Consider the following 25,931-nt stretch of genomic DNA (forward strand, 5'->3'; position numbering starts at 1 on the left):
TTTACGAATTACGTAGAGGATTCAAGATGGCTACTGGAAAGATTGTCCAGGTAATCGGCGCCGTGGTGGACGTCGAGTTCCCTCAGGACGCCGTACCACGCGTGTACGACGCGCTTGAGGTACAGAATGGTAACGAGAGCCTGGTGCTGGAAGTTCAGCAGCAGCTCGGCGGCGGTATCGTGCGTACCATCGCCATGGGTTCTTCCGACGGTCTGCGTCGTGGTCTGGAAGTCAAAGACCTTGAGCACCCGATCGAAGTCCCGGTAGGTAAAGCAACGCTGGGTCGTATCATGAACGTATTGGGTCAGCCAATCGACATGAAAGGCGACATCGGTGAAGAAGAGCGTTGGGCTATCCACCGCGCGGCACCTTCCTACGAAGAGCTGTCCAGCTCTCAGGAACTGCTGGAAACCGGCATCAAAGTTATCGACCTGATGTGTCCGTTTGCGAAGGGCGGTAAAGTTGGTCTGTTCGGTGGTGCGGGTGTAGGTAAAACCGTAAACATGATGGAGCTGATCCGTAACATCGCGATCGAGCACTCCGGTTACTCCGTGTTTGCGGGCGTAGGTGAACGTACTCGTGAGGGTAACGACTTCTACCACGAAATGACCGACTCCAACGTTCTGGACAAAGTATCCCTGGTTTACGGCCAGATGAACGAGCCACCAGGAAACCGTCTGCGCGTTGCGCTGACCGGCTTGACAATGGCTGAGAAATTCCGTGACGAAGGTCGTGACGTTCTGCTGTTCGTTGATAACATCTACCGTTACACCCTGGCCGGTACTGAAGTATCTGCACTGCTGGGTCGTATGCCTTCAGCGGTAGGTTATCAGCCTACGCTTGCGGAAGAGATGGGTGTTCTTCAGGAACGTATCACCTCTACCAAAACCGGTTCTATCACCTCCGTTCAGGCGGTATACGTACCTGCGGATGACTTGACTGACCCATCTCCAGCAACCACCTTTGCGCACTTAGACGCAACCGTGGTACTGAGCCGTCAGATCGCGTCTCTGGGTATCTACCCGGCTGTTGACCCGCTGGACTCCACCAGCCGTCAGCTGGATCCACTGGTTGTTGGTCAGGAACACTACGACACCGCGCGTGGCGTACAGTCCCTGCTGCAGCGTTACCAGGAACTGAAAGACATCATCGCCATCCTGGGTATGGATGAACTGTCTGAAGAAGACAAACTGGTGGTAGCACGTGCGCGTAAGATCCAGCGCTTCCTGTCCCAGCCGTTCTTCGTTGCGGAAGTATTCACCGGTTCTCCGGGTAAATACGTTTCCCTGAAAGACACCATCCGTGGCTTTAAAGGCATCATGGAAGGCGAATACGATCACCTGCCAGAGCAGGCGTTCTACATGGTTGGTTCCATCGAAGAAGCCGTGGAAAAAGCCAAAAAACTTTAACGCCTTAATCGGAGGGTGATATGGCAATGACTTACCACCTGGACGTCGTCAGCGCAGAGCAACAAATGTTCTCTGGTCTGGTCGAGAAAATCCAGGTAACGGGCAGTGAAGGTGAACTGGGTATTTTCCCGGGTCACGCACCGCTGCTCACCGCCATTAAGCCTGGTATGATCCGCATCGTTAAACAGTTCGGTCACGAAGAGTTTATCTATCTGTCCGGCGGCATTCTTGAAGTGCAGCCTGGCAGTGTGACCGTTCTGGCCGATACCGCTATTCGTGGCCAGGATCTCGACGAAGCGCGAGCCCTGGAATCGAAGCGTAAGGCTGAAGAGCACATTAGCAGCTCTCATGGTGACGTGGATTACGCTCAGGCGTCTGCGGAGCTGGCCAAAGCGATCGCGAAACTGCGCGTTATCGAGTTGACCAAAAAAGCGATGTAACACCGGCTTGAAAAGCACAAAAGCCAGTCTGGATACCAGGCTGGCTTTTTTTTTCATCCTTAATTCATGATGAAAAAGATGTAGAATTTTAGGCATCAAACGTTTTTACTTCTCACTCAAACTACCGTCAGGATGCGTATGTCAAACAGTGCGATGAGCGTGGTGATCCTTGCCGCTGGCAAAGGTACCCGCATGTATTCCGATCTGCCTAAAGTGCTCCACACGCTGGCAGGAAAGCCAATGGTGCAGCATGTCATTGATGCAGCGAATGAACTGGGTGCCCGTCAGGTTCACCTGGTCTACGGCCACGGCGGCGATCTGCTTAAAAAGACGCTGAGCGATGATGCGCTCAACTGGGTGCTTCAGGCTGAACAGCTGGGTACCGGTCATGCGATGCAACAGGCTGCGCCGTTCTTTGCCGATGACGAAGATATTCTGATGCTTTACGGCGACGTTCCACTGATCTCCGTTGAAACGCTGACTCGCCTGCGTGCAGCCAAGCCGCAGGGCGGCATCGGTTTATTGACCGTTGTTCTGGACGATCCAACGGGCTATGGCCGTATCACGCGTGAAAACGGTAACGTGACGGGGATTGTTGAGCATAAAGATGCCAGTGATGAACAGCGCAAGATTCAGGAGATCAACACCGGCATCCTGATTGCCAATGGCGCGGACATGAAGCGCTGGCTCTCTCAGCTCGACAACAATAACGCGCAAGGTGAGTACTACATCACCGACATCATTGCGATGGCGTATTACGAAGGGCGTGAGATCGCCGCCGTTCATCCGGCGTGCATCAGCGAAACGGACGGCGTGAATAACCGCCTGCAGCTTTCCCGTCTTGAGCGTATTTATCAGTCCGAGCAGGCAGAGAAGCTGCTGCTTGCTGGCGTCATGCTGCGCGATCCGGCGCGTTTCGATTTGCGCGGCACCGTGTCTCACGGGCGCGATGTTGAGATCGATACTAACGTTATTCTTGAAGGCAACGTCACGCTGGGCAACCGCGTCAAAATTGGCGCCGGCTGCGTGATTAAAAACAGCGTCATCGGTGACGACTGCGAAATCAGCCCGTACAGCGTGGTGGAAGATGCTCATCTTGAAGCCGCGTGTACCATCGGCCCGTTTGCGCGTCTGCGCCCGGGTGCTGAGCTGCTGGAAGGCGCGCACGTGGGCAACTTCGTGGAAATGAAAAAAGCGCGTCTGGGTAAAGGCTCCAAAGCGGGTCATTTAACCTATCTGGGCGACGCGGAGATTGGCGATAACGTGAACATTGGTGCAGGAACCATTACCTGTAACTATGACGGCGCCAATAAGTTTAAAACCATCATCGGCGATGACGTGTTCGTGGGCTCGGACACGCAGCTGGTGGCACCGGTTACCGTGGGTAACGGCGTGACCATTGCCGCCGGCACGACCGTCACGCGCGACGTAGCGGATAACGAGCTGGTGTTAAGCCGCGTGCCGCAGGTACACAAGCAGGGCTGGAAACGCCCGGTGAAGAAAAAGTAACAACAAGGCGGGTGGCGCTACGCTTACCCGCCCTACGATGGAGTAGGCCTGATAAGGCGTAGCCGTCATCAGGCAAACCCGGGAGAGGAGATAAATATATATCTCCCCCCACAAGCAGTACCCATAAAAATAACCCCACTCTCTACAAGGCTCGGGGCGCCCGGAAAGGGTAAATACAGGTCAGCGACAACGCAGGCATAATGCCTAAATTCGGAATCTAAAATATGTGTGGAATTGTTGGCGCAGTTGCGCAGCGTGATATTGCTGAAATCCTTCTCGAAGGTTTACGTCGTCTGGAATACCGTGGTTACGACTCTGCCGGTCTGGCTGTCGTGGATGCAGAAGGGCATATGACCCGTCTGCGTCGTCTCGGTAAAGTGCAGATGCTGGCCCAGGCTGCGGAAGAACATCCGCTGCACGGTGGTACCGGTATCGCGCACACCCGCTGGGCGACGCACGGCGAACCGTCTGAAGGTAACGCGCACCCGCATGTGTCTGAACACATCGTGGTGGTGCATAACGGCATTATCGAAAACCACGAACCGCTGCGCGAAGAACTGAAAGCGCGCGGCTATACCTTCGTCTCTGAAACCGACACCGAAGTGATTGCTCACCTGGTGCACTGGGAGCTGGCAAAGGGCGGTACGCTGCGTGATGCGGTGCTGCGCGCTATCCCTCAGCTGCGCGGTGCGTATGGTACGGTGATCATGGACTCCCGCGATCCATCTACCCTGCTGGCCGCGCGTTCCGGTAGCCCGATGGTTATCGGTCTGGGCATGGGTGAAAACTTTATCGCCTCCGATCAGCTGGCGCTCCTGCCGGTCACCCGTCGCTTTATCTTCCTGGAAGAGGGCGATATCGCGGAAGTGACGCGCCGCAGCGTGACCGTCTTCGACACCAAAGGCGAGCAGGTGAAGCGTCAGGAGATCGAATCTAACCTGCAGTACGACGCGGGCGACAAAGGCGCTTACCGTCACTACATGCAGAAAGAGATCTACGAGCAGCCGAACGCTATCAAAAACACTCTGACCGGGCGCATCAGCCACGGCGAGGTGGATCTGAGCGAGCTGGGGGCAAACGCCAACGAACTGCTCGGCAAGGTTGAACATATTCAGATCGTAGCCTGCGGTACCTCATATAACTCCGGTATGGTCTCTCGCTACTGGTTTGAATCCCTGGCGGGTGTGCCGTGCGACGTGGAAATCGCATCTGAGTTCCGCTATCGCAAGTCTGCGGTGCGTCGTAACAGCCTGATGATCACCCTTTCCCAGTCCGGCGAAACGGCGGATACGCTGGCAGCGCTGCGTCTGTCTAAGGAATTGGGTTATCTGGGCTCGCTGGCCATCTGTAACGTCCCGGGCTCATCCCTGGTGCGTGAGTCCGATCTGGCGCTGATGACCAAAGCGGGTACCGAAATCGGCGTGGCCTCCACCAAAGCGTTTACCACTCAGCTGACCGTTCTGCTGATGCTGGTGGCGAAGCTGGCGCGTCTGAAAGGCGAAGATGCTTCCGTTGAGCACGACATCGTTCACGGTCTCCAGGCGCTGCCGAGCCGTATTGAGCAGATGCTGTCTCAGGACAAACGCATTGAAGCGCTGGCGGAAGACTTCTCTGACAAACATCACGCGCTGTTCCTGGGGCGTGGCGATCAGTATCCGATCGCGCTGGAAGGCGCACTGAAGCTGAAAGAGATCTCCTACATCCACGCTGAAGCCTACGCGGCAGGCGAGCTGAAACACGGCCCACTGGCGCTGATTGATGCGGATATGCCGGTCATCGTTGTGGCACCTAACAACGAACTGCTGGAAAAACTGAAATCCAACATCGAAGAAGTACGCGCCCGCGGCGGTGTCCTGTACGTCTTCGCCGACAAGGATGCCGGTTTTGTCAGCAACGACAACATGCACATCATTGAGATGCCACATGTGGAAGAGGTGATTGCACCGATCTTCTACACCGTTCCGCTGCAACTGCTGGCCTATCACGTGGCGCTGATCAAAGGCACCGACGTTGACCAGCCGCGTAACCTGGCGAAATCGGTTACGGTGGAATAATAGTCCGTTTATTTTCGATAAAGCCTTAGCGCCATGCTAAGGCTTTTTTATTTCTATATAAATATAATCTGAAAAACAAACCCCGTTTTTTCTTCTCATACACGCTTATTGTAAACTTAAATTTATACGAAATAATATTGATTCGGGCCTGGTGTTTTATTCGTTTATTATATTATTCCTCCTTACATAATAACTCCTTTAAAAATATAATTTTATTTCTTGCTGAGTTTAATTTTATTTGTATTATATCGGCCGAACGCAGGTTCCATGATTTATTTAAATCATGAATGTAATAGATGGATTTATTAATTTAATGGCGGAGTACTATGAAACGTAATATTTTTACAGGGATTTTGGCGTTATCTTCACTGTTTTTAGCGAATCAGGTTATCGCATCTGACGGTATTGTACACTTCCGTGGCGAAGTGGTGGATACCACATGTGAAGTCACTTCAGATACGGCTGGGCAGACGGTGAATATCGGTAAGGTGGGTAAAACTGCTTTCACGGGTATTGACTCTACGGCATCGGTAAAAGATTTTCATATCCGACTGGATAAATGCCCAACCACATACACTCAGGCTGCCGTTCGCTTTGATGGTACGGAAGATAAGGACACTATCGGCAAGGGCTATCTTGCCATCGGTACGCCTGTTGCAGGTGAAACGGGGACCGACGGTACCTTCACCGGTGGGGATACCGCTGTCACAGCAACGGGGGTAGCGATTAAACTGTACAACCTGAAGGACGATACTGCTGTCCCGCTGTACGGCAATTCTGCTTATAGCCCCATCACCGCAGGCAAAGCCGATTTAGGGTTTAAAGCGAAATATGTGCAGACCCTGGCTACGGTCACGCCGGGTACGGCTAACGCTGATTCTCAATTTACTATTGAATATTTGAAATAATATCACCCCGCACACTCTGTTGAGCCTGATGGTTGCCCTTTTTCTGCCAGGCTCTTTATATAAAGGATTATTTCGTGATAAGAGTGTTATTCGGCGTACTCATGACGCTGTGGCTGGTCTTTTTTTCATGTTTTTCAACCGCGGGCATCATTATTGGTGGAACGCGTATTATATATTCCAGTGATAAATCCGATGCGACCATTTCGGTTCGTAACAATGATAATACGCTGCCCTATTTGATTCAGACATGGGTTGATCCCTTCGAAAGTCGCGATCGCTCTTCACCGCCTTTCACCGTTATTCCTCCAGTTTCCCGGCTGGAGCCGCAGCAGGAAAAAATTCTGCGAATTATGAAAGTCAAAGGGGCACTGCCTGACGATCGCGAATCCGTCTTTTGGCTGAACGTAAAAAATATTCCGCCTTCGGGCAACAGCCCAAACCGGCTGGAAATCGCCATCAAAACGCGCATCAAACTCTTCTGGCGTCCGGCTGCGCTCAAGGTCACCCCGGAAGCCGCCGCGCCGAAAGTCACCTGGCATACCGAAGGCGGTTTTTTGGTTGTGCATAATCCCAGCGCCATTCACGTCAACGTGATGAATGTGACGGTCGACGGGAAGGATGTGCCTTTGAATATTATCCGCCCGTTTGAAACCCTGCGTCTTCCGCTGCCTGCGGGAACGTCCGGTCATAACATGGTCTGGCGCTACGTCAATGACTACGGCGGCATCAGTAACACTATTGCGCTTACCCTCTGATCATCGGGATATCCTGGCAAATGGCCTCCTCACCGCTCGTAAAACTCCTGATGATCTCAGGGATATTCTTTTCTGCTGCGAAAATGTCTGCGGCAAACGATCTGTTTAATCCCGCCTTGCTGGAGATCGATCACCCCGTTGATGTGGACATCAGCCAGTTCAACCGGGCAAACAGCCTGCCTGCCGGGGATTACAAGGTCGATATTTTTGTTAACGGTAAGCGTATTGAACAACGCGTCGTGACGTTTGTTCAGGATAATGCAGAGGCGGAAATCACCCCCTGTTTTGTGGATGCGAAAAGCGTCCTGGCCTCCTTTGGCGTAAAAGTTGAAGCGGTAAAGGCGCTGGCAGAGATCGACGAGAAGCAGTGCATCCGTCCTGCGGCGGTGATAGAGGGGGCGACCTCGACGTTTAATACGGATGAGCTGGCCCTCAATCTGACCATCCCGCAGATTTATATTGATGCCGCTGCCCATGATGCGATAAGCCCTTCCCGCTGGGATGAAGGCATTAACGCGTTGATGGTGAATTATGATTTTTCAGGCTCTGAAACGCTTCGCGACGATGACGGTGATGACGAGGCGTTTTACTACCTCAACCTGCGCAACGGGATAAACGTGGGGGCATGGCGCCTGCGTAACTACAGTACCCTCAATATCAGCAACGGGCAGTCAGCCTATGACACTATAAGCACCTACGCCGAGCGGAATATTGCCGCGCTTCGTAGCCAGGTGATGATTGGAGATACGTTTACCGCCAGCGATGTGTTTGACAGCACGCAGCTTCGCGGCGTGCGGCTCTACACGGATAACGACATGCTTCCCGCCAGCCAGAACGGGTTTGCTCCGGTGGTTCGCGGCGTGGCAAAAAGTAACGCCACCGTCATCGTCAGGCAGAATGGATACGTTATTTATCAATCAGCCGTTCCGCCGGGCGCCTTTTCGCTGACCGATCTCAATACTACCCACTCAGGCGGCGATCTGGATGTCACCATCAAAGAAGAGGACGGCAGCGAACAACGCTTCACGCAGCCCTATGCGTCGTTAGCCATACTGAAGCGCGAGGGACAGACCGATGTGGATATCAGCGCTGGTGAGTTGCGCGACCAACAATCTTTCACACCGGAAGTGTTTCAGGCTCAGCTGCTGCGCGGTATGCCGTGGGGATTAACGCTGTATGGCGGCATGCAGCTGGCGCAGGATTATCGCGCCGCTGCGCTCGGGGTCGGCAAGGATATGGGGTCGCTGGGCGCACTCTCCTTTGACGTCACCCACGCAGCCGCCTGGTTCGACGAGAACGACAATGAACAGGGGCAGTCCTATCGTTTCCTCTATTCAAAACGCTTTGATGATACCGACACGACGCTCCGGCTGGTGGGTTACCGGTACTCGACGGAAGGGTACTACACGCTGAATGAGTGGGCTTCACGCCAGAATAACCAAAGCGATTTCTGGGTAACCGGTAACCGGCGCAGCAGGCTGGAAGGTACGTGGACCCAAACTTTCGGCGAAGGTATGGGCAACCTCTATCTGACGTTGAGCCGCCAGCAGTACTGGAAGACGGACGCTGTCGAACGACTGGTGCAATTCGGCTACAGCAATAGCTGGCGTTCTATCTCCTGGAACCTCTCCTGGAACTATTCGGATTCTGCCACCACTTCCAGCGGCCGCCAGGATGCCGATAGCACCTCATCAGAAAGCGAGCAGATCTTCATGTTTTCCGTATCGGTTCCGCTATCGGGCTGGCTCAGCAACAGCTACGTCTCGTATAGCGCGACGCAAAATAACCACGGTAAAGGGATGCATCAGGTAGGCGTAAACGGTACGGCGCTTGAAGGACATAACCTCTCTTATAACATTCAGCAATCCTGGGATGCTGATGAACGAGAGAGCAACGGCAGTGCAGGACTTGGGTATGACGGAACATACGGCTCGGTGAATGCCAGCTATGACTATAGCCGGGAATCAGAGCGCCTTAACTATGGTGTGAAAGGTGGCATTCTGGCGCACAGCGAAGGGATCACTTTTTCTCAGGAACTGGGTGAGACCGTCGCGCTGATTAAAGCCCCCGGAGCCGTCGGTCTTGAGCTGGAAAACGCTGGTGGCATCGCCACTGACTGGCGGGGCTTTACCGTCCAGACGCAGCTCAACCCCTACGATGAAAACCGTGTCGCTTTCGACAGCGATTACTTCGCCAAAGCCAACGTCGAACTTGATAACAGCGTCCTTACCCTGGTGCCCACGCGTGGCGCCGTGGTGAAGGCTGAATTTGTTACGCACGTTGGCTACCGCATCTTGTTTAACGTTCGTCAGGCGAATGGACAACCCGTCCCCTTTGGCGCGATGGCGTCCGCGGAGCTTGAGTCCGGCAGCGTGACCGGCATTGTCGGGGATAACGGCGATGTCTACCTTTCCGGTATGCCGGAAGACGGTACGTTTTCACTGAACTGGGGAAAGGGGAATGCCAGTCGCTGCACGGTGCATTACCACATTAACAAGCCGACAGGTGTCGAGCTGGTTCAGACAACGGCAGTTTGCCAACAGGAATAGCGCGATGAAATTGGGTTTGAAAAGGCTGTTTGTTGTAATGACGCTTTTATTCAGTACATGGAGCAAGGCTGCGCTTGCGGGGGATGGGATCTGCCATGCAGTAGGTGGAACCTATCTCTACAATCTGAATGTGAATAATCAGCAAATACCGGCTGATAAAAATAAAGCGGGTATGGAGATAAGAGATCTGGAGACCCTAACGTCCCCCACGACCTATAAAGTTGAATGTAATTGCCTGACGCGCTATACCACCGTCTTTCGAGAGATTTACTATACGGCCACTTCGCCTCTGAACGTCGATACGACGAGAAACGGTTATACCTACTACAGACTGAATGACAACTTGAGTATTGCCTCCTCGATTCATGTATTGGGACGTAACTTTATTCCCGTACCCTTTTCTGCGGAACCAAATCGCGTAACCTCCGGTATGTACTGCTATGCGGATGGCGAAGAAGGCAACCAGGCGATACTGGATACGGGATCGGAGATCAAGCTGTCATTTCTGGTTAACAAACCTTTTATCGGCAAGGTCACGGTACCCGGCACGATCGTCGCGGATCTGTACGGCGGAATAAACACACAATCCTCTTTGGCGAGTACCGAAAAGCTGGCAGAAATCCGTATTTCAGGTGATATCGTCGCACCGCAAAACTGTGAGATTGCGTCGGGGCAGTCGCTGGAAATCGATTTTGGTAAAATTCCTTCTACGGCGTTTTCTGCGGTGCAGGGCACGCCCGTTTCCAGCCACAAGGTGACCAAAACCATCCTCGTCCAGTGCACCGGAATTAGGGATGAAAATATCGTCTACTCTTCCCTTCATGCCGATCCGGTTGACTCCAGCGCGACAATGATGAAAGTCAACGGTAATGATGATGTCGGGATTGTCATTTATGACAAGGCCGACCGCGCGGTGAATGTGAACGGCGGCAGCATGAGTATGGACAGGGGGCCGAACAATCAGGGGGCAGAAACCAACTCGCTGACGTTTTCCGCGGCGCCAGCCAGTGCGACAGGCGCTCAGCCCAGGCCGGGGACCTTTGACGCCTACGCCACCATCACGCTGGAGATCGCCAACTGAATAAACACAGGGGCGAAATGTTTCCGCCCCTGTTACATATTACAGTCATTGTCATTTTTTCCATTCTGAACCACACTTCCTTTCATCATGATGCTTTAGTGAAAAATAAAATCATGTGTTTATTCATGAGGTTAACGTGCAGGCATGCATTGTCATAAAACTGTCATATTTCGTACATTTATCTGTCACCTGTTTGTCCTATTTTGCTCATCGTAGCCACTTAAACAATGATTTACGAAATCCTTGCAGGAGACATTATGAAAGTTATGCGTACCACTGTCGCAACTGTTGTCGCCGCGACCTTATCCATGAGCGCTTTCTCTGTATTCGCAGCAGCAAGCCTGACAGGTGCCGGTGCAACCTTCCCTGCGCCGGTGTATGCCAAATGGGCGGATACCTACCAGAAGGAAACCGGTAACAAGGTTAACTATCAGGGTATCGGCTCCTCCGGTGGCGTAAAACAAATTACCGCGAATACCGTTGATTTCGGCGCATCCGACGCTCCGCTGTCTGATGAAAAACTGAATCAGGAAGGCCTGTTCCAGTTCCCGACCGTGATCGGCGGCGTTGTGCTGGCTGTTAACATCCCTGGCCTGAAATCAGGCGAGCTGGTGCTGGACGGCAAAACCCTGGGTGACATCTACCTGGGCAAAATCAAAAAATGGGATGACGAAGCCATCACCAAACTGAACCCGGGCGTTAAGCTGCCTTCGCAGAACATTGCTGTGGTTCGTCGTGCTGATGGTTCCGGTACCTCCTTCGTGTTCACCAGCTACCTGGCAAAAGTGAACGAAGAGTGGAAATCGAAAGTCGGCTCCGGCTCTACCGTTAACTGGCCAACCGGTCTGGGCGGTAAAGGTAACGACGGCATCGCTGCCTTCGTACAGCGTCTGCCTGGCTCTATCGGTTACGTAGAATACGCTTACGCTAAGCAGAACAACCTGGCTTACACCAAACTGGTTTCTGCTGACGGCAAACCGGTTAGCCCAACTGAAGAGAACTTCGCTAACGCAGCGAAAGGCGCTGACTGGAGCAAATCCTTCGCACAGGATCTGACTAACCAGAAAGGCGACAACGCGTGGCCAATCACTTCTACAACGTTCATTCTGATTCACAAAGATCAGAAGAAACCAGAGCAAGGTACTGAAGTGCTGAAGTTCTTTGACTGGGCATACAAAAACGGCGGCAAACAGGCTAACGACCTGGATTACGCCAGCCTGCCAGACAGCGTGGTTGAGCAGATTCGTGCTGCATGGAAAACCAACGTGAAAGACAGCAGCGGTAAAGCATTGTATTAATTTAGCATTCTGACGAAAATGGCGGGTGGCGCTTGCGCTTACCCGCCGATTTCGTAAACGCGTTTAACAGAAGAGTGATTTATGGCTGCAACCAAGCCTGCATTTAACCCTCCGGGTAAAAAAGGTGACATGATTTTCGGCGCGCTGGTCAAACTGGCTGCGCTGATTGTGCTATTACTGCTGGGCGGCATTATCGTGTCTCTGATTTTCTCCTCCTGGCCGAGCATTCAGAAATTCGGTTTCTCTTTCCTGTGGACCAAAGAGTGGGACGCGCCGAACGATATCTACGGTGCGCTGGTGCCGATTTACGGTACGCTGGTGACCTCGTTCATCGCCCTGCTGATTGCGGTTCCGGTAAGCTTCGGTATTGCGCTGTTCCTGACGGAGCTGGCGCCGGGCTGGCTGCGTCGCCCGCTGGGTATTGCCATCGAACTGTTGGCGGCCATCCCAAGTATCGTATACGGCATGTGGGGCCTGTTTATCTTTGCGCCGCTGTTTGCCACGTACTTCCAGGAGCCGGTAGGTAATATTCTCTCCGCTGTTCCGTTTGTGGGAGCCCTGTTCTCTGGCCCGGCATTCGGTATCGGTATTCTGGCGGCAGGTGTGATCCTCGCCATCATGATTATTCCGTACATTGCGGCGGTAATGCGCGATGTCTTCGAACAAACCCCGGTGATGATGAAAGAGTCGGCCTACGGCATCGGCTGTACCACCTGGGAAGTTATCTGGCGCATTGTCCTTCCGTTCACCAAAAATGGGGTGATCGGCGGCGTAATGCTGGGCTTAGGTCGCGCGCTGGGTGAAACGATGGCGGTCACCTTTATCATCGGTAACACCTACCAGCTCGACAGCGCTTCACTCTATATGCCGGGTAACAGTATTACCTCCGCGCTGGCAAACGAATTTGCCGAAGCGGAATCCGGGCTTCACGTCGCAGCGCTGATGGAGCTGGGTCTGATTCTGTTCGTTATCACCTTCATTGTTCTGGCGATTTCCAAGCTGATGATCCTGCGTCTCGCGAAAAATGAGGGGGCACGCTGATGGCAACTCTCGAAATGCAAAGCACCGCTCAGCTTGCCGAATCCCGCCGCAAAATGCAGGCGAAGCGTCGTTTTAAAAACCGCATTGCGCTGACGCTTTCCATGGCAACGATGGCATTCGGCCTGTTCTGGCTGATCTGGATCCTGATGTCCACCATCACCCGTGGTATTGATGGAATGTCTCTGGCGCTGTTCACCGAGATGACGCCGCCGCCAAATACGGCGGGTGGTGGTCTGGCGAACGCCCTGGCGGGCAGCGGCCTGCTGATCCTGTGGGCGACCGTTTTCGGTACGCCGCTGGGCATCATGGCCGGCATCTACCTGGCCGAGTACGGGCGTAAATCCTGGCTGGCAGAGGTGATTCGCTTCATTAACGACATCCTGCTTTCCGCTCCGTCGATTGTCGTGGGCCTGTTTGTTTACACCATTGTAGTCGCGCAAATGGAACACTTCTCCGGCTGGGCAGGCGTAATTGCGCTGGCGCTGCTGCAGGTGCCTATCGTCATTCGTACCACCGAAAACATGCTGAAACTGGTGCCGGATAGCCTGCGTGAAGCAGCTTACGCGCTGGGTACGCCGAAATGGAAAATGATTTCTGCGATCACCCTCAAAGCGTCGGTCTCCGGGATCATGACCGGTATCCTGCTGGCTATCGCCCGTATTGCTGGTGAAACGGCACCGCTGCTGTTTACTGCCCTCTCCAACCAGTTCTGGAGCACGGACATGATGCAGCCGATCGCCAACCTGCCGGTGACGATCTTTAAATTTGCGATGAGCCCATTCGCGGAATGGCAGCAGCTGGCCTGGGCCGGGGTGCTGATCATCACCCTTTGCGTACTGTTGCTGAACATTCTGGCGCGCGTCATTTTCGCGAAGAAGAAACACGGTTAATTTTTTATGGCGCGGCAGCTCGCGGCGTCGAATGAGGAAATGAGTCAATGAGTATGGTTGATACTGCCCCGGGTAAGATTCAGGTTCGTGATTTGAACTTCTACTACGGCAAATTCCATGCCCTGAAGAACATCAACCTGGATATCGCGAAGAACCAGGTCACGGCATTCATCGGTCCGTCTGGCTGTGGCAAGTCCACGCTGCTGCGTACCTTTAACAAAATGTATTCGCTCTATCCGGAGCAGCGCGCTGAAGGTGAAATTATCCTGGATGGCGAAAACATTCTGACCCAGGCCCAGGATATCGCCCTGCTGCGTGCCAAAGTGGGGATGGTGTTCCAGAAACCGACGCCGTTCCCGATGTCCATCTATGACAACATCGCGTTTGGCGTTCGCCTGTTTGAGAAGCTCTCCCGTGCGGACATGGACGAGCGCGTGCAGTGGGCATTGACCAAGGCCGCATTATGGAACGAAACCAAAGATAAACTTCATCAGAGCGGGTACTCTCTCTCCGGTGGTCAACAGCAGCGTCTGTGCATTGCGCGCGGTATCGCCATTCGCCCGGAAGTGTTGCTGCTGGATGAACCATGTTCAGCGCTGGACCCGATCTCAACCGGCCGTATTGAAGAGCTGATCACCGAGCTGAAGCAGGATTACACCGTGGTTATCGTGACCCACAACATGCAGCAGGCTGCGCGTTGCTCAGATCACACGGCGTTTATGTACCTGGGCGAGTTGATCGAGTTCAGCGATACGGACGCGCTGTTCACCCGGCCCGCGAAGAAACAAACCGAAGATTATATTACTGGCCGCTACGGTTGATTTGCCTTAGTGCATGTGGAGAAACCATGGACAACCTCAATCTTAATAAACACATTTCAGGCCAGTTCAACGCAGAGCTGGAAAGTATTCGCACGCAGGTGATGACCATGGGTGGCATGGTCGAGCAGCAGCTTTCTGATGCGATTACGGCAATGCATAACCAGGACAGCGAGCTGGCGAAGCGCGTCATCGAAGGCGACCATAACGTCAACATGATGGAAGTGGCGATCGACGAAGCCTGCGTGCGTATTATCGCCAAGCGTCAGCCGACCGCGAGCGACCTGCGTCTGGTAATGGCGATCATTAAAACCATCGCCGAGCTGGAACGTATTGGTGACGTGGCGGATAAAATCTGCCGCACCGCGCTGGAGAAGTTTTCCCAGCAGCATCAGCCGCTGCTGGTAAGCCTGGAGTCGCTGGGCCGCCACACCGTGCAGATGCTGCACGACGTGCTGGATGCCTTTGCGCGTATGGATCTGGATGAAGCGGTGCGTATCTACCGTGAAGACAAGAAAGTCGACCAGGAGTATGAAGGCATTGTGCGTCAGCTGATGACCTACATGATGGAAGATTCCCGTACCATCCCAAGCGTGCTGACGGCCCTGTTCTGCGCGCGCTCTATCGAGCGTATCGGCGACCGCTGCCAGAACATTTGCGAATATATTTTCTACTTCGTGAAGGGTCAGGACTTCCGTCACGTGGGCGGCGACGAGCTGGACAAGCTGCTGGCGGGTAAAGATCCTAAAGAGTGATGGTTGTGGCGGGTGGCGCTGGCGCTTACCCGCCCTACGTTAGCTTAACGCGTAATATCCCACCCGCGTGCCTTCCACAACTCTGGCAATTGCGCCAGATCGGTAAAGGTCGTCACTTTTGGATGATCGATCGGCTTGTTGTGCGGATCGGCACAGAAGTAAAACACCTCCATCCCCGCATCAATCCCCGACTGGGCGCCCGCAGGCGAGTCATCCACCAGAATGCAGTTCTCCACGTTGACGTTCATCGCCTTCGCCGCGTGGAACATCAGCGCCGGATCGGGCTTCCAGCGCTGGATATCGTAGCCGCTGAACAGTTTTTCCGGAAAGTGGTGCAGCATTTCAAGCTTGCCCAGTGAATGCTGCATTTTGCTGACCGGACCGTTGGAAACTACGCAGATTGGCACCGTCATCGCATCCAGCAGCGCGTTAGCCCCGGCAATAACTTCCAGTTCTGAGTCAAAGAGGCGTGCGACCTCGGCGCGGTACACCGGTTCCAGCTCCGCTTTCGCCAGATCCACCCCGTGCTCTTCGTTAATGATGTCGATGATCTCGTACAGCTTCACGCCCTTAAAGCGTTTGAACACCTCTTCGAGATCGAGCGTAATGCCAAATTCCTTGAACATGGCGACATACGCGCGGGAACAAATGACCTCACTGTCGACCAGCGTACCGTCACAGTCGAAAAATACCGCTTCAATTCCGGACATGCCCTTCCCTTTTAACAAGTTTAACGTTTACGTACGACACATTTAGGAGACGCAATCGTTGCCGTATAAGCATAATCAATGAAAAAAGTATCCCGTAACCGCCACTATTGTCGCATTTTGGTATAGGATAGCGACGAATTTTCCCTCCTTGTTCGGAAATTGATGATGAGTCAACAACACACAACCCAGACATCTGGTCAGGGTCTGCTTGAGCGCGTATTCAAACTGCGCGAGCACGGCACAACGGCACGCACCGAAGTGATCGCCGGTTTCACCACCTTCCTGACGATGGTCTATATCGTTTTTGTGAACCCGCAAATTCTGGGCGTCGCTGGCATGGACACCAGCGCCGTCTTTGTTACCACCTGTCTGATCGCGGCCCTTGGCAGCATCCTGATGGGCGTTTTCGCTAACCTGCCTGTGGCGCTGGCACCCGCTATGGGCCTGAATGCGTTCTTCGCGTTCGTGGTGGTTCAGGCGATGGGCCTGCCGTGGCAGGTTGGTATGGGCGCTATCTTCTGGGGTGCGGTCGGCCTGCTGCTGCTGACCATCTTCCGCGTCCGCTACTGGATGATTGCCAATATCCCGGTGAGCCTGCGCGTGGGTATCACGAGCGGTATCGGTCTGTTCATCGGCATGATGGGTCTGAAAAACGCCGGTGTGATCGTGGCTAACCCGGAAACGCTGGTGAGCATCGGTAACCTGACCTCGCACAGCGTGCTGCTGGGCGTGCTGGGCTTCTTCATCATCGCGATCCTGGCGTCGCGCAACATCCACGCTGCGGTGCTGGTCTCTATCATCGTGACCACGCTGCTGGGCTGGATGCTGGGTGACGTGCATTACAGCGGTATTGTCTCTGCGCCGCCGAGCGTCTCTACCGTGATTGGTCACGTTGACCTGGCGGGTTCCCTGAACCTGGGCCTGGCGGGCGTGATCTTCTCCTTCATGCTGGTCAACCTGTTTGACTCCTCCGGTACGCTGATCGGCGTGACGGACAAAGCGGGTCTGGCTGACGAGAAAGGCAAATTCCCGCGCATGAAGCAGGCGCTGTATGTGGACAGCATCTCTTCCGTCGCGGGTTCTTTCATCGGCACCTCATCTGTTACCGCTTACATTGAATCCTCTTCCGGCGTTTCTGTGGGGGGCCGTACCGGCCTGACGGCGGTGGTGGTGGGTATCCTGTTCCTGCTGGTGATCTTCCTCTCTCCGCTGGCGGGTATGGTTCCACCGTATGCGGCTGCCGGCGCGCTGATTTACGTGGGCGTGCTGATGACCTCGAGCCTGGCGCGCGTGAAGTGGGAAGATTTAACCGAAGCGGTGCCGGCCTTTATTACCGCCGTGATGATGCCGTTCAGCTTCTCGATCACCGAAGGTATCGCGCTGGGCTTTATCTCTTACTGCGTAATGAAGATCGGTACCGGCCGCTTCCGCGAACTCAGCCCGTGCGTGATTATCGTTGCGCTGCTGTTTGTGTTGAAGATTGTGTTTATTGACGCCAAATAAACAGTAAGCCCTTTTCTTCGAAAAGGGCTTTAGTGTTTGTTCCCTCTCCCCGTGGGAGAGGGTCAGGGTGAGGGCATCAGGCCGCAATTATCTTACGCCTTCACCCGCTTAATATAATCCCCAAACGCGGTCAGCTGGCCAGAGAGATGGTCACGCGTGCTCTGATCCACCACTTCACCCGTCTGCGGGTCGACCTTGTTTTGAATCATACCGCCCATAAATTCCGGCTTGTTCATCACCATCGCATCCAGGAACACCAGGATCTGACGCAGGTGGTACTGGCAGCGTGCGCCACCAATCGCGCCCATTGAGCTGGTCTGGATCAGCACCGGTTTGCCAGACAGCGGCTGTTCCGGTAAACGAGATAACCAGTCAATCGCGTTCTTCAGGCCACCCGGAACCGAGTAGTTATACTCCGGCGTGACAATGACCACACCGTCGGCCTGGCGGATCTGCTCGGCTATCGCCTCCACGCTCTGCGGGAACCCCTCTTCCTGCTGGACATCTGCATCATACAGCGGGATATCGCCAATAGATGGCAGGGCGCTAATTTCCATACCTGCCGGGGCCAGCTGCGGCAGCGTGCGGGCAACCATTCCGTTAAATGAACCTTTGCGCAGGCTTCCCAGTAACGTAACTACTTTCAACGTATCAGACATGATTACTCCTGTTTCATCATGATGACCCTGATTGGATCAGCTATGGGTAAATGCTTTTTCTGCCGGTAAACTGGTTAAACGCATCAGGCGTGCGGCGGGCTCGTTGGCGCGCTCGGGCACATCCGGAAGGCTACGCCATCCCTGTTGGCTGTCAAATTCCCAGATTTTCATGCGTTCGATGGCCGGGGTGACGGCAATGGACCAGATCAACACGTCCTCAGCATCGCTGAGCGCTTCAACCAGCGTGGCTCTCGTGGCGCGCAGGCGTCCTGATCCTGGCAGCAGTTGCAACAGACTGGCATCGTCAGACGCACATCCACAGAGCTTACGAATGCTCTGACGCAGGGTAATGAGTTGGGCTCTGGCTTCAACAGGATCGTTTTGATTGCGTACCCACAGCTTTTCATTGCTGGAGAGCGGGTAGTCGTTATGCGCGTTAGCACCGTGGAAGCTCCGCGTTGCACGCTGAAGCTCCATATCCAGCCCGCAATCCCCTTCGGTGGTCAGCGCCACGCCAATGATATTGCCCGTATAGGCAATGGAAAAACGGGGGAGTTCCGGGTCAGCAAAGACCGGGCGGCCTTCTGGTTGCGTGACGATTTCCGGCAGTTCGCTGGTGCCGTACAGCATAAACAGCAGTTCTGCGAGAAGTGCTCTCGAGGCTAAAAACCGCGTCCTGCGGTGTTCGGGGAGTTTGAGCGCCTCACTGTGACAGGCTGAAGAGAGTCTGGCCGATACGAGACGTCCTTCTGTAAGTATCCCTCTTGCAAAGTGCGTTGCCATTTTTCGCTCCTTGATAATGGTCGTAATCGGTTAAACGGTTACATGATTATCGCTTAACTTGGCTCCTGTTTTAATCAGTAAATCGGAGTAAGAGAAGCCTGAAGGCCGAACTTTACATTTTCTTAGGCAAAAATTGGATCGCTGCCACCGTACAACGCCTTGATGGTCTCCCGCAGCCAGAGGATTTTCGGATTATGGCTGTTCCGTTTATGCCAGATCAGCGTGAAGGGAACGGTCAGCTTTTCAGCCTGCGCTTCGTCAATGGGAATAGGAAGCGCGATCAGCTTCCGCTGGTGGAGTTCATTGTAGTGGCGACAGTAGTGGGGAGCCGTGGCGATATAGTTATGGCCGGGCTGCGCCGCCATAAACATCGACTGCTCAAAGCCCGGCAAACACATGGCAATGTTTCTCTCCCGCCCCATCTCTTTTAGCACCTCATCCAGCGCCCAGGTGTCGCTCCGTTCCCAGAAGATACTGATATGGGGATAGCGCAGGAAGGTCTCCAGATTCCACTCCTCCTGCAAAGCGGGGTGGTCCTCACGCAAATAGACGTATGGACGGTCGCTAAACAGGATTTCGTAGTCGATAAACCACGGCATCAGCTTCAGCAGTTCACGCGAGCGCGGGTGGGTTTCGCGACCGGTGAAGCCAACGTCCACTTCCCCGCGCGTAATGGCGTCCAGCGAGTCGTAATCCCAGTGACGCATCTTCACCGTGGCCTGCGGAGAACGCTGGTTCACCTGCTCAAGCAGGGCGTTAAAGCGGATGAGCATCAGCGGCGTTTCGGCGGCCAGCACAAACGTCAGCCCGCCAGGCGAATCATGGTGAGATTTATCGAGGATCTGGTTGCCGATCTGCATCCAGTCGGCCAAATCCTGCTCCAGGCTGACCGTCAGCGGCGTAGGCAGCAGCCCTAACGGCGTTTTGACAAACAGAGGGTCGTCAAACCAGTCGCGCAGCCTGGCCAGCGATTTACTCACCGCCGACGGCGTCACGTTCATCCGCTTTGCGGCTTTGGTGACGCTGCGCTCCTGCAGCAAAAGCTGCAGGCAAAGCAACAGGTTAAGATCGAGACTGCTGATGGGCTTCTTCATACTGTGCCGCGGGCTGGATGACCATAAGTAAGGTGATGCAGACTATGCTACAGCCAATCAGAATCCCGATCAGCATATTGAGCGCGTTAAGTCCGATGACTGCCGCCAGCCATATCCACAGAGACGAGCCGCAGACCTGCGCGATCCCCAGCACCGAGCTTGCCACGCCTGCCCGCAGCGAGAACGGGCCGAGCGCCTGACTCATCGCCACGCCAAAGCCAACCGAGAACCCGGCACAGATGAGCGTAATGCCCACCAGCATCAGCGCATGCGAGCTGGTGGTTGCCAGAACCACACCTGCGGCGAGAAACAGTACCTGCGAGGTCAGCATCAGCGTGTGCTGGCGGAAGAGATTCAGCGCGAAGGGGGTAGAAAATGAGACGGCCATACTGACCATAGCGGTTAATGCCATTACCGTGGAATACTCACCGCGATCGAAACCCATGGTCTCCATCAGCAACACCGGGGAAACGTTTACATACGTCAGGATCACCGCCACGCTTAACGTGGTTACGGCCAGACGGCTGAGGAAAAAGCGATTGAGAAGTTTCTCTGCCGGATGAATGGTCGCGGTATGGCTGGGATTCTGCGATCCCGGGTGGGTCTCTTTCAGTACGGCGATCGACAACACAAAGACCAGGGCGCCCATTGCAGCCATGGTCCAGAACAAGCTCTGCCACGGGAATTTCAGCATGATCAGATAGCCTACAACCGGTGCCAGCACCGGAATGATGCAGGTTATCCCGTTCAGCATGGAGAGCACTTTAGCACGGCGCTGGGCGCTTAAGGTGTCGCGCAAAATGGCAAACGCCACCACGTAACAGCCGCCGGCACCAATGCCCTGGATGAACCGTCCTGCCAGGAACAAGGTACTGTTCTGTGCCTGTGAGCAGAGAAGAGAGGCCAGGGCAAAGATGATGGCTCCGGTAATTGCGACGGGCTGACGGCCAGCCTTATCCGCGATCTTCCCGGCAAAGACCATCGACGACGCCATTCCTGCGAGGTAGGCCGAAAACGCGATATGCAGCTGCGCTTCGCTGGCACCCAGATCGCGGGCGATGTGCGGTAATCCCACCAGATACATATCAATACCCGACGGATAAAGCAGAACTAATGCGAAACTACAAAACAGAAAACGCGCCATAAACCCCCCATAAATGCAGGCATGCAGAATAGGGGGTGAAAAGGGTTAAGGCGAGTTGCCATTTGGACAATGGTGATTTCCCAGGAGGAAATCACCATGGATTAGCGGGAATTACTTACCAATACAGAAGCTCGAGAAAATCCTGCCCAACAGATCGTCCGACGTGAACTCCCCGGTGATCTCGCTCAGATTCTGCTGCGCCAGACGCAGCTCTTCCGCCAGCAGTTCACCTGCCCACGCGCCGATAAGCTGCGCTTTACCCTGGTCAAGATGGCGTGCCGCCTCTTCCAGCGCCTGCAGGTGACGGCGACGCGCCAGGAAGCCGCCTTCCATGCTGGTATCAAAGCCCATGCTCTGCTTGAGATGGTTACGCAGGGCTTCCACGCCTTCCCCTGTACGTGCCGAAAGGCGAATAAGTGAGTGACCATTCACATCGCTGATGCCCAGCGTTTCGCCGGTAACGTCCGCTTTGTTACGCACCACGGTGATAGGCAGCTTGGCCGGCAGACGGGCGATAAAGTCCGGCCAGATCTCCGCCGGGTCAACGGCGTCGGTCGTGGTGCCATCTACCATAAACAGCACGCGGTCGGCCTGCTCAATCTCCTGCCAGGCGCGTTCAATACCGATACGCTCGACTTCATCGCTGGCATCGCGCAGGCCCGCGGTGTCGATAATGTGCAGTGGCATCCCGTCGATGTGGATATGCTCGCGCAGCACGTCGCGGGTGGTACCGGCTATGTCGGTTACGATTGCCGCTTCACGGCCCGCCAGGGCGTTCAGCAGGCTCGATTTCCCGGCGTTAGGGCGACCAGCAATGACGACCTTCATCCCTTCACGCAGCAGGCTGCCCTGACGCGCTTCGGCGCGAACGGCGTCGAGATCGCTCATCACCTGGTTGAGCTGGGCTTCGATTTTACCGTCAGAGAGGAAATCGATCTCCTCGTCCGGGAAGTCGATAGCCGCTTCCACGTAGATGCGCAGGTGAGTAAGTGCTTCCACAAGGTGATTCACGCGCGCGGAGAATGCCCCCTGCAGCGAGTTCAGGGCCGAGCGGGCCGCCTGTTCAGAACTGGCGTCGATCAGGTCTGCAATCGCTTCTGCCTGCGCCAGGTCGAGCTTATCGTTGAGGAAAGCACGCTCGGAGAACTCGCCCGGCTTCGCAATGCGCAGGCCAGGCAGGGTCAGAATACGTTTTAACAGCAGGTCGAGGATAACCGGGCCGCCGTGGCCCTGAAGTTCCAGCACGTCTTCGCCGGTAAAGGAGTTCGGGCCGGGGAACCACAGCGCAATGCCCTGGTCCAGCGGCGTGCCGTCGGCATCTTTAAACGGCAGGTAATCAGCGTAGCGCGGCTTTGGCAATTTACCCAGCACCGCTTCTGCCACCTCGCGCGCCTTCAGGCCGGAGATGCGCAGAATGCCTACACCACCGCGTCCCGGTGGGGTTGCCTGGGCGACGATAGTGTCGTTATGGCTCATGGTTGCTCTCGTTCAATACAAATAAAAAAGGCGGTCAATCGACCGCCCTTATTTTAGCGTTATCTTACCGAATCAGGACTTTTTCTTTTCGCGGCTATGCAGGCCACGTTTTTCCAGACCACGGTAAATCAGCTGCTGCTGGATGATGGTCACCAGGTTGCTGACGATATAGTACAGCACCAGACCTGACGGGAACCACAGGAAGAACACGGTGAAGATGACCGGCATAAAGGTCATGATCTTCTGCTGCATCGGGTCGGTCACGGTGGTTGGCGACATCTTCTGGATGAAGAACATCGTCACGCCCATCAGGATCGGCAGGATGTAGTACGGGTCCTGTGCGGACAGGTCATGGATCCACAGGGCGAACGGCGCGTGGCGCAGCTCAACGGAACCCATCAGCATGTAGTACAGCGCAAGGAAGATTGGCATCTGAATCAGCAGCGGGAAGCAACCACCCAGTGGGTTCACTTTCTCTGCCTTATACAGGGCCATCATCTCCTGGCTCTGACGCTGTTTATCATCGCCCAGACGCTCACGCATCGCCTGAATCTTCGGCTGCAGCATGCGCATCTTCGCCATGGAGGTGTACTGCGCTTTGGTCAGCGGGTACATGATGCCACGCACGATGAAGGTGATAACGATGATGGAGAAGCCCCAGTTACCCAGGAAACTGTGGATGAACTTCAGCAGCTTAAACAGCGGCTGAGAGATGAACCACAACCAACCGTAATCCACGGTCAGATCCAGGTGCGGCGCAACAGCGGCCATTTTGTCCTGAATTTCCGGGCCGACCCACAGGGTGCTTGCCAGCTTACCGGTTTGACCCGGCTGAACCAGAACAGGCTGTGATTTGTAGCCGATGGCTGCAATACCGTTGCCCAGGTTCGCGGTGTAGAAGTTGTTGGTACCGTCGTTATTCGGGATCCACGCGGTCGCGAAATACTGCTGCAGCATTGCGACCCAACCGCCTTTGGAGCTGACGTTCAGGTTTTCGTTATCGGCAATGGTGTCGAATTTGTATTTCTCGTACTTCGCATCAGGCGTGGAGTACGCCGCGCCACGGAAGGTATGCAGCGCAAAGTTGCTGCTTCCGGTGTCACGGTGTGACGGCAGATTGATGGACTGCTTCAGCTGACCGAAGGTAGACAGTTCCAGCGGTTTCGCACCGGCGTTCTGTACGCTGTAGCCCACGTTCACCGCATACTCACCGCGTTTCAGGGTGAAGGTTTTGGTGAAGGTGTTGCCTGCCGCGTCGGTGTAGGTCATCGGGATAACGAGTTCGTTCTGGCCATCGGCCAGTACAAAGGTGTCGTTCTCGACGTTATACAGTGGACGCGCACCGTTAGCCGGATTGTCCGGGCCATCACGACCGGTCAGGCCGCTCTGCGCCTGATACAGGAACTCCGGTGTGGTTTCCAGTAACTGGAACGGTTCGTTAGACTTCAGCTCTTTCGGGTAGGTCAACAGCAGCGCCTGCTCAACATCACCACCACGGGTGTTGATAGTCAGCTCAAGCACATCGGTCTTAACCGTAATCTGTTTCCCCTGGCCACTGGCCGGTACGCCCTGGTCGGCGGCGCTACCCGCTGCGGTGGTCGTGGTCTGCGTGGTCTGTTGCTGGGGTTGAGGATTTTTATCCTGCTCCCATGCCTGCCAGATCATGAAAGACACGAACAACAAAGCGATGATAAGAAGATTGCGTTGCGAATCCATCGTTAGTGTTCTCTGGTATCAAAAGGTCCTGGGGGGACGGGGTCGTCTCCACCGGGGTGTAAAGGGTGGCATTTTAATACGCGTTTCACCGTCAACCAACTGCCTTTTATCACTCCAAACCTGCGCAATGCCTCAATTCCGTAGCTTGAGCATGTTGGTGTGAAACGGCAGTGCGGCCCGAGTAGCGGACTAATCAGGCGTTGATAGACCCGAATGAGGGCTATCAGGACCCGTGAGCCAGGCGACAGTGGCGGCGCCATAATTTTTCCAACGCTTCCGAGAGAGCACGGTTATCGAGGTCGGCAACCCCCTTTTTAGCCACCACCACGAAATCCATAGAAGGCAGTTCGTGCTGACGTAAACGGAAGCTTTCACGCGTCAGACGTTTAATCCGGTTGCGTTCATGCGCACGCTTAACGTTTTTCTTAGCGACTGTGAGACCGATGCGGGGATGCCCCAGCGAATTTTGGCGGCCGAGGATGGTGATTTGCGGCGTGCCAGCCCGTTGTGGCTGCTGGAAGACGAAAGTGAAATGAGTGGGAGTTAACAAACGTAACTCCCTGGGAAATGCTAGCTTAACCACTCAGGGGTTAGCTTTATTACTTGGAAACGGTCAGACGAGCGCGGCCTTTAGCACGACGACGTGCCAGAACCTGACGACCATTTTTAGTAGCCATACGAGCACGGAAGCCGTGAGAACGGTTGCGCTTCAGTACAGACGGTTGAAAAGTGCGTTTCATGGCGATTTCTACCTAAACTTGAAAAAATTCATGACTTTTGCGGATGCCCGACCGAGTTTCGAATGACGGACGCCGAAGCCGTGGGTGATTAAAGAGGCCGGATTGTAATAATTGTACACTCCGGAGTCAATTCTCTTTCCTTATTTCCCGCGTATTTCCGCACGATTTCGCGTGGAAAATGAGCAACGGACGACGCAGGAAGATGAGCATCACGCGCCGGGTCGAGGATTATACGGCCTCGCCAACAAAGCGCAAGGATCGTCCCGGATCTTCGTTAGATCATTTAAGCAATAAATTGTCGCTGCTCATTAAATTTTCCAATATGCGGGCTAAATCGCGGGGCACTCGCGCCAGGATCGTTTACACTTACCCCGTTTCGGATCTTCCTGTGGATAAATCGGGAAGAATCTGTGAGAAACAGAAGATCTCTGGCTCAGTTTACGCTATGATCCGCGGTCCCGATCGGGATCCCAGGATCCTGGTCAGGATAAATTGCAGATAGCAATTCGCACGTCCCCCTTTACACAGGGTCATGTCGATGTGCGCCAACAATCATGAATATTCAATAGTTTTCTTTTATTGTTCGAGTGGAGTCCGCC

General features: G+C 54.5%; 24 protein-coding genes. 14 read left to right on the forward strand and 10 right to left on the reverse strand.

From position 1 onward, the window contains the following. The first annotated feature begins 26 nt into the window (after window positions 1–26). The 13 genes from atpD (at window position 27) to phoU (ending at window position 15,507) form a co-directional block, all read left to right on the forward strand. A complete protein-coding gene (gene atpD, locus IB212_RS23025; protein WP_003862362.1) occupies window positions 27–1,409 on the forward strand; it encodes a F0F1 ATP synthase subunit beta in 1,383 nt (460 codons plus the stop codon). A gap of 20 nt (window positions 1,410–1,429) precedes the next feature. Next, a complete protein-coding gene (locus tag IB212_RS23030; protein ID WP_006177560.1) occupies window positions 1,430–1,849 on the forward strand; it encodes a F0F1 ATP synthase subunit epsilon in 420 nt (139 codons plus the stop codon). A 138-nt stretch (window positions 1,850–1,987) separates the two neighbouring features. Beyond that, a complete protein-coding gene (glmU, locus tag IB212_RS23035; RefSeq protein ID WP_041911746.1) occupies window positions 1,988–3,358 on the forward strand; it encodes a bifunctional UDP-N-acetylglucosamine diphosphorylase/glucosamine-1-phosphate N-acetyltransferase GlmU in 1,371 nt (456 codons plus the stop codon). Window positions 3,359–3,582: 224 nt separating this feature from the next. Further along, entirely contained in the window at window positions 3,583–5,412 is a 1,830-nt protein-coding gene (gene glmS, locus IB212_RS23040) for a glutamine--fructose-6-phosphate transaminase (isomerizing) (RefSeq protein ID WP_041911745.1), read from the forward strand. A gap of 326 nt (window positions 5,413–5,738) precedes the next feature. Further along, the gene (locus tag IB212_RS23045) at window positions 5,739–6,320 is read left to right on the forward strand and encodes a chaperone-usher fimbrial major subunit (protein ID WP_041911744.1); all 582 of its coding nucleotides are present in this window, start codon (window positions 5,739–5,741) and stop codon (window positions 6,318–6,320) included. Between the two features lie 101 nt (window positions 6,321–6,421). Next, window positions 6,422–7,075, forward strand: a complete 654-nt coding sequence (locus IB212_RS23050) for a fimbrial chaperone (protein ID WP_080339190.1) — start codon at window positions 6,422–6,424, stop codon at window positions 7,073–7,075. A gap of 20 nt (window positions 7,076–7,095) precedes the next feature. Next, window positions 7,096–9,624 (forward strand): fimbria/pilus outer membrane usher protein, encoded by a 2,529-nt coding sequence (locus IB212_RS23055; protein ID WP_041911743.1) that lies wholly within the window; start codon window positions 7,096–7,098, stop codon window positions 9,622–9,624. Between the two features lie 4 nt (window positions 9,625–9,628). Beyond that, window positions 9,629–10,705 (forward strand): fimbrial protein StgD, encoded by a 1,077-nt coding sequence (gene stgD, locus IB212_RS23060; RefSeq protein WP_081753000.1) that lies wholly within the window; start codon window positions 9,629–9,631, stop codon window positions 10,703–10,705. Between the two features lie 257 nt (window positions 10,706–10,962). Beyond that, a complete protein-coding gene (pstS, locus tag IB212_RS23065) occupies window positions 10,963–12,003 on the forward strand; it encodes a phosphate ABC transporter substrate-binding protein PstS (protein WP_041911742.1) in 1,041 nt (346 codons plus the stop codon). A gap of 81 nt (window positions 12,004–12,084) precedes the next feature. Next, a complete protein-coding gene (gene pstC / locus IB212_RS23070; protein WP_041911741.1) occupies window positions 12,085–13,044 on the forward strand; it encodes a phosphate ABC transporter permease PstC in 960 nt (319 codons plus the stop codon). After that, window positions 13,044–13,934, forward strand: a complete 891-nt coding sequence (gene pstA / locus IB212_RS23075; RefSeq protein WP_014881893.1) for a phosphate ABC transporter permease PstA — start codon at window positions 13,044–13,046, stop codon at window positions 13,932–13,934. Before pstC ends, pstA begins: the two co-directional genes overlap by 1 nt. Before the next feature lie 47 nt (window positions 13,935–13,981). After that, a complete protein-coding gene (gene pstB, locus IB212_RS23080) occupies window positions 13,982–14,755 on the forward strand; it encodes a phosphate ABC transporter ATP-binding protein PstB (protein ID WP_010426574.1) in 774 nt (257 codons plus the stop codon). Between the two features lie 26 nt (window positions 14,756–14,781). Continuing rightward, entirely contained in the window at window positions 14,782–15,507 is a 726-nt protein-coding gene (phoU, locus tag IB212_RS23085) for a phosphate signaling complex protein PhoU (RefSeq protein WP_003861153.1), read from the forward strand. A gap of 44 nt (window positions 15,508–15,551) precedes the next feature. Here the strand turns inward: phoU and yieH are convergent, their stop codons facing one another. After that, window positions 15,552–16,217, reverse strand: coding sequence for a 6-phosphogluconate phosphatase (gene yieH, locus IB212_RS23090; protein ID WP_041911740.1), 666 nt, complete (start codon window positions 16,215–16,217; stop codon window positions 15,552–15,554). Between the two features lie 165 nt (window positions 16,218–16,382). Here yieH and adeP point away from each other — a divergent pair, with 165 nt between their 5' ends. Then, window positions 16,383–17,720: an adenine permease AdeP gene (adeP, locus tag IB212_RS23095; RefSeq protein WP_145965165.1), complete on the forward strand. Its 1,338-nt coding sequence runs from the start codon at window positions 16,383–16,385 to the stop codon at window positions 17,718–17,720. Window positions 17,721–17,812: 92 nt separating this feature from the next. Here the strand turns inward: adeP and IB212_RS23100 are convergent, their stop codons facing one another. The 9 genes from IB212_RS23100 to rpmH all read right to left on the reverse strand — a co-directional run bounded on the left by IB212_RS23100 (window position 17,813) and on the right by rpmH (window position 25,332). After that, window positions 17,813–18,379, reverse strand: a complete 567-nt coding sequence (locus IB212_RS23100; protein WP_041911738.1) for an NADPH-dependent FMN reductase — start codon at window positions 18,377–18,379, stop codon at window positions 17,813–17,815. Between the two features lie 36 nt (window positions 18,380–18,415). Beyond that, complete coding sequence (locus tag IB212_RS23105) at window positions 18,416–19,162, reverse strand: 4'-phosphopantetheinyl transferase superfamily protein (protein WP_041911737.1); 747 nt, start codon at window positions 19,160–19,162, stop codon at window positions 18,416–18,418. 122 nt (window positions 19,163–19,284) lie between these two features. Further along, complete coding sequence (gene yidZ, locus IB212_RS23110) at window positions 19,285–20,256, reverse strand: HTH-type transcriptional regulator YidZ (RefSeq protein ID WP_188245838.1); 972 nt, start codon at window positions 20,254–20,256, stop codon at window positions 19,285–19,287. Next, window positions 20,225–21,400 carry an MFS transporter gene (locus tag IB212_RS23115; RefSeq protein ID WP_188245837.1) on the reverse strand — a complete coding sequence of 392 codons (1,176 nt, stop codon included), beginning with the start codon at window positions 21,398–21,400 and terminating at the stop codon, window positions 20,225–20,227. The genes yidZ and IB212_RS23115 overlap by 32 nt, the downstream gene beginning before the upstream one ends. Before the next feature lie 111 nt (window positions 21,401–21,511). Then, window positions 21,512–22,876 carry a tRNA uridine-5-carboxymethylaminomethyl(34) synthesis GTPase MnmE gene (gene mnmE, locus IB212_RS23120; protein WP_028014930.1) on the reverse strand — a complete coding sequence of 455 codons (1,365 nt, stop codon included), beginning with the start codon at window positions 22,874–22,876 and terminating at the stop codon, window positions 21,512–21,514. 72 nt (window positions 22,877–22,948) lie between these two features. Further along, a complete protein-coding gene (gene yidC, locus IB212_RS23125; protein WP_028014931.1) occupies window positions 22,949–24,592 on the reverse strand; it encodes a membrane protein insertase YidC in 1,644 nt (547 codons plus the stop codon). 2 nt (window positions 24,593–24,594) lie between these two features. After that, window positions 24,595–24,852 carry a membrane protein insertion efficiency factor YidD gene (yidD, locus tag IB212_RS23130; RefSeq protein WP_001307474.1) on the reverse strand — a complete coding sequence of 86 codons (258 nt, stop codon included), beginning with the start codon at window positions 24,850–24,852 and terminating at the stop codon, window positions 24,595–24,597. Then, window positions 24,816–25,175, reverse strand: a complete 360-nt coding sequence (rnpA, locus tag IB212_RS23135; RefSeq protein ID WP_014072458.1) for a ribonuclease P protein component — start codon at window positions 25,173–25,175, stop codon at window positions 24,816–24,818. The genes yidD and rnpA overlap by 37 nt, the downstream gene beginning before the upstream one ends. Window positions 25,176–25,191: 16 nt before the next feature. Continuing rightward, window positions 25,192–25,332 (reverse strand): 50S ribosomal protein L34, encoded by a 141-nt coding sequence (gene rpmH, locus IB212_RS23140; RefSeq protein ID WP_000831330.1) that lies wholly within the window; start codon window positions 25,330–25,332, stop codon window positions 25,192–25,194. Between the last annotated feature and the right edge of the window lie 599 nt (window positions 25,333–25,931).

This window comes from Enterobacter sp. E12, assembly GCF_014596715.2.
Lineage (GTDB): Bacteria > Pseudomonadota > Gammaproteobacteria > Enterobacterales > Enterobacteriaceae > Enterobacter > Enterobacter bugandensis.

Bases quoted from the DNA above. Each gene is read 5' to 3' on its own strand.
- yieH (WP_041911740.1), bottom strand. From the start codon at position 16,217: ATGTCCGGAATTGAAGCGGTATTTTTCGACTGTGACGGTACGCTGGTC.
- IB212_RS23105 (WP_041911737.1), bottom strand. From the start codon at position 19,162: ATGGCAACGCACTTTGCAAGAGGGATACTTACAGAAGGACGTCTCGTA.
- rpmH (WP_000831330.1), bottom strand. From the start codon at position 25,332: ATGAAACGCACTTTTCAACCGTCTGTACTGAAGCGCAACCGTTCTCAC.
- IB212_RS23055 (WP_041911743.1), top strand. From the start codon at position 7,096: ATGGCCTCCTCACCGCTCGTAAAACTCCTGATGATCTCAGGGATATTC.
- yidD (WP_001307474.1), bottom strand. From the start codon at position 24,852: ATGGCGCCGCCACTGTCGCCTGGCTCACGGGTCCTGATAGCCCTCATT.
- yidZ (WP_188245838.1), bottom strand. From the start codon at position 20,256: ATGAAGAAGCCCATCAGCAGTCTCGATCTTAACCTGTTGCTTTGCCTG.
- IB212_RS23030 (WP_006177560.1), top strand. From the start codon at position 1,430: ATGGCAATGACTTACCACCTGGACGTCGTCAGCGCAGAGCAACAAATG.
- pstA (WP_014881893.1), top strand. From the start codon at position 13,044: ATGGCAACTCTCGAAATGCAAAGCACCGCTCAGCTTGCCGAATCCCGC.
- stgD (WP_081753000.1), top strand. From the start codon at position 9,629: ATGAAATTGGGTTTGAAAAGGCTGTTTGTTGTAATGACGCTTTTATTC.
- mnmE (WP_028014930.1), bottom strand. From the start codon at position 22,876: ATGAGCCATAACGACACTATCGTCGCCCAGGCAACCCCACCGGGACGC.
- pstC (WP_041911741.1), top strand. From the start codon at position 12,085: ATGGCTGCAACCAAGCCTGCATTTAACCCTCCGGGTAAAAAAGGTGAC.
- phoU (WP_003861153.1), top strand. From the start codon at position 14,782: ATGGACAACCTCAATCTTAATAAACACATTTCAGGCCAGTTCAACGCA.
- IB212_RS23100 (WP_041911738.1), bottom strand. From the start codon at position 18,379: ATGTCTGATACGTTGAAAGTAGTTACGTTACTGGGAAGCCTGCGCAAA.
- pstB (WP_010426574.1), top strand. From the start codon at position 13,982: ATGAGTATGGTTGATACTGCCCCGGGTAAGATTCAGGTTCGTGATTTG.
- pstS (WP_041911742.1), top strand. From the start codon at position 10,963: ATGAAAGTTATGCGTACCACTGTCGCAACTGTTGTCGCCGCGACCTTA.
- yidC (WP_028014931.1), bottom strand. From the start codon at position 24,592: ATGGATTCGCAACGCAATCTTCTTATCATCGCTTTGTTGTTCGTGTCT.
- glmS (WP_041911745.1), top strand. From the start codon at position 3,583: ATGTGTGGAATTGTTGGCGCAGTTGCGCAGCGTGATATTGCTGAAATC.
- adeP (WP_145965165.1), top strand. From the start codon at position 16,383: ATGAGTCAACAACACACAACCCAGACATCTGGTCAGGGTCTGCTTGAG.
- IB212_RS23045 (WP_041911744.1), top strand. From the start codon at position 5,739: ATGAAACGTAATATTTTTACAGGGATTTTGGCGTTATCTTCACTGTTT.
- atpD (WP_003862362.1), top strand. From the start codon at position 27: ATGGCTACTGGAAAGATTGTCCAGGTAATCGGCGCCGTGGTGGACGTC.
- IB212_RS23050 (WP_080339190.1), top strand. From the start codon at position 6,422: ATGACGCTGTGGCTGGTCTTTTTTTCATGTTTTTCAACCGCGGGCATC.
- glmU (WP_041911746.1), top strand. From the start codon at position 1,988: ATGTCAAACAGTGCGATGAGCGTGGTGATCCTTGCCGCTGGCAAAGGT.
- IB212_RS23115 (WP_188245837.1), bottom strand. From the start codon at position 21,400: ATGGCGCGTTTTCTGTTTTGTAGTTTCGCATTAGTTCTGCTTTATCCG.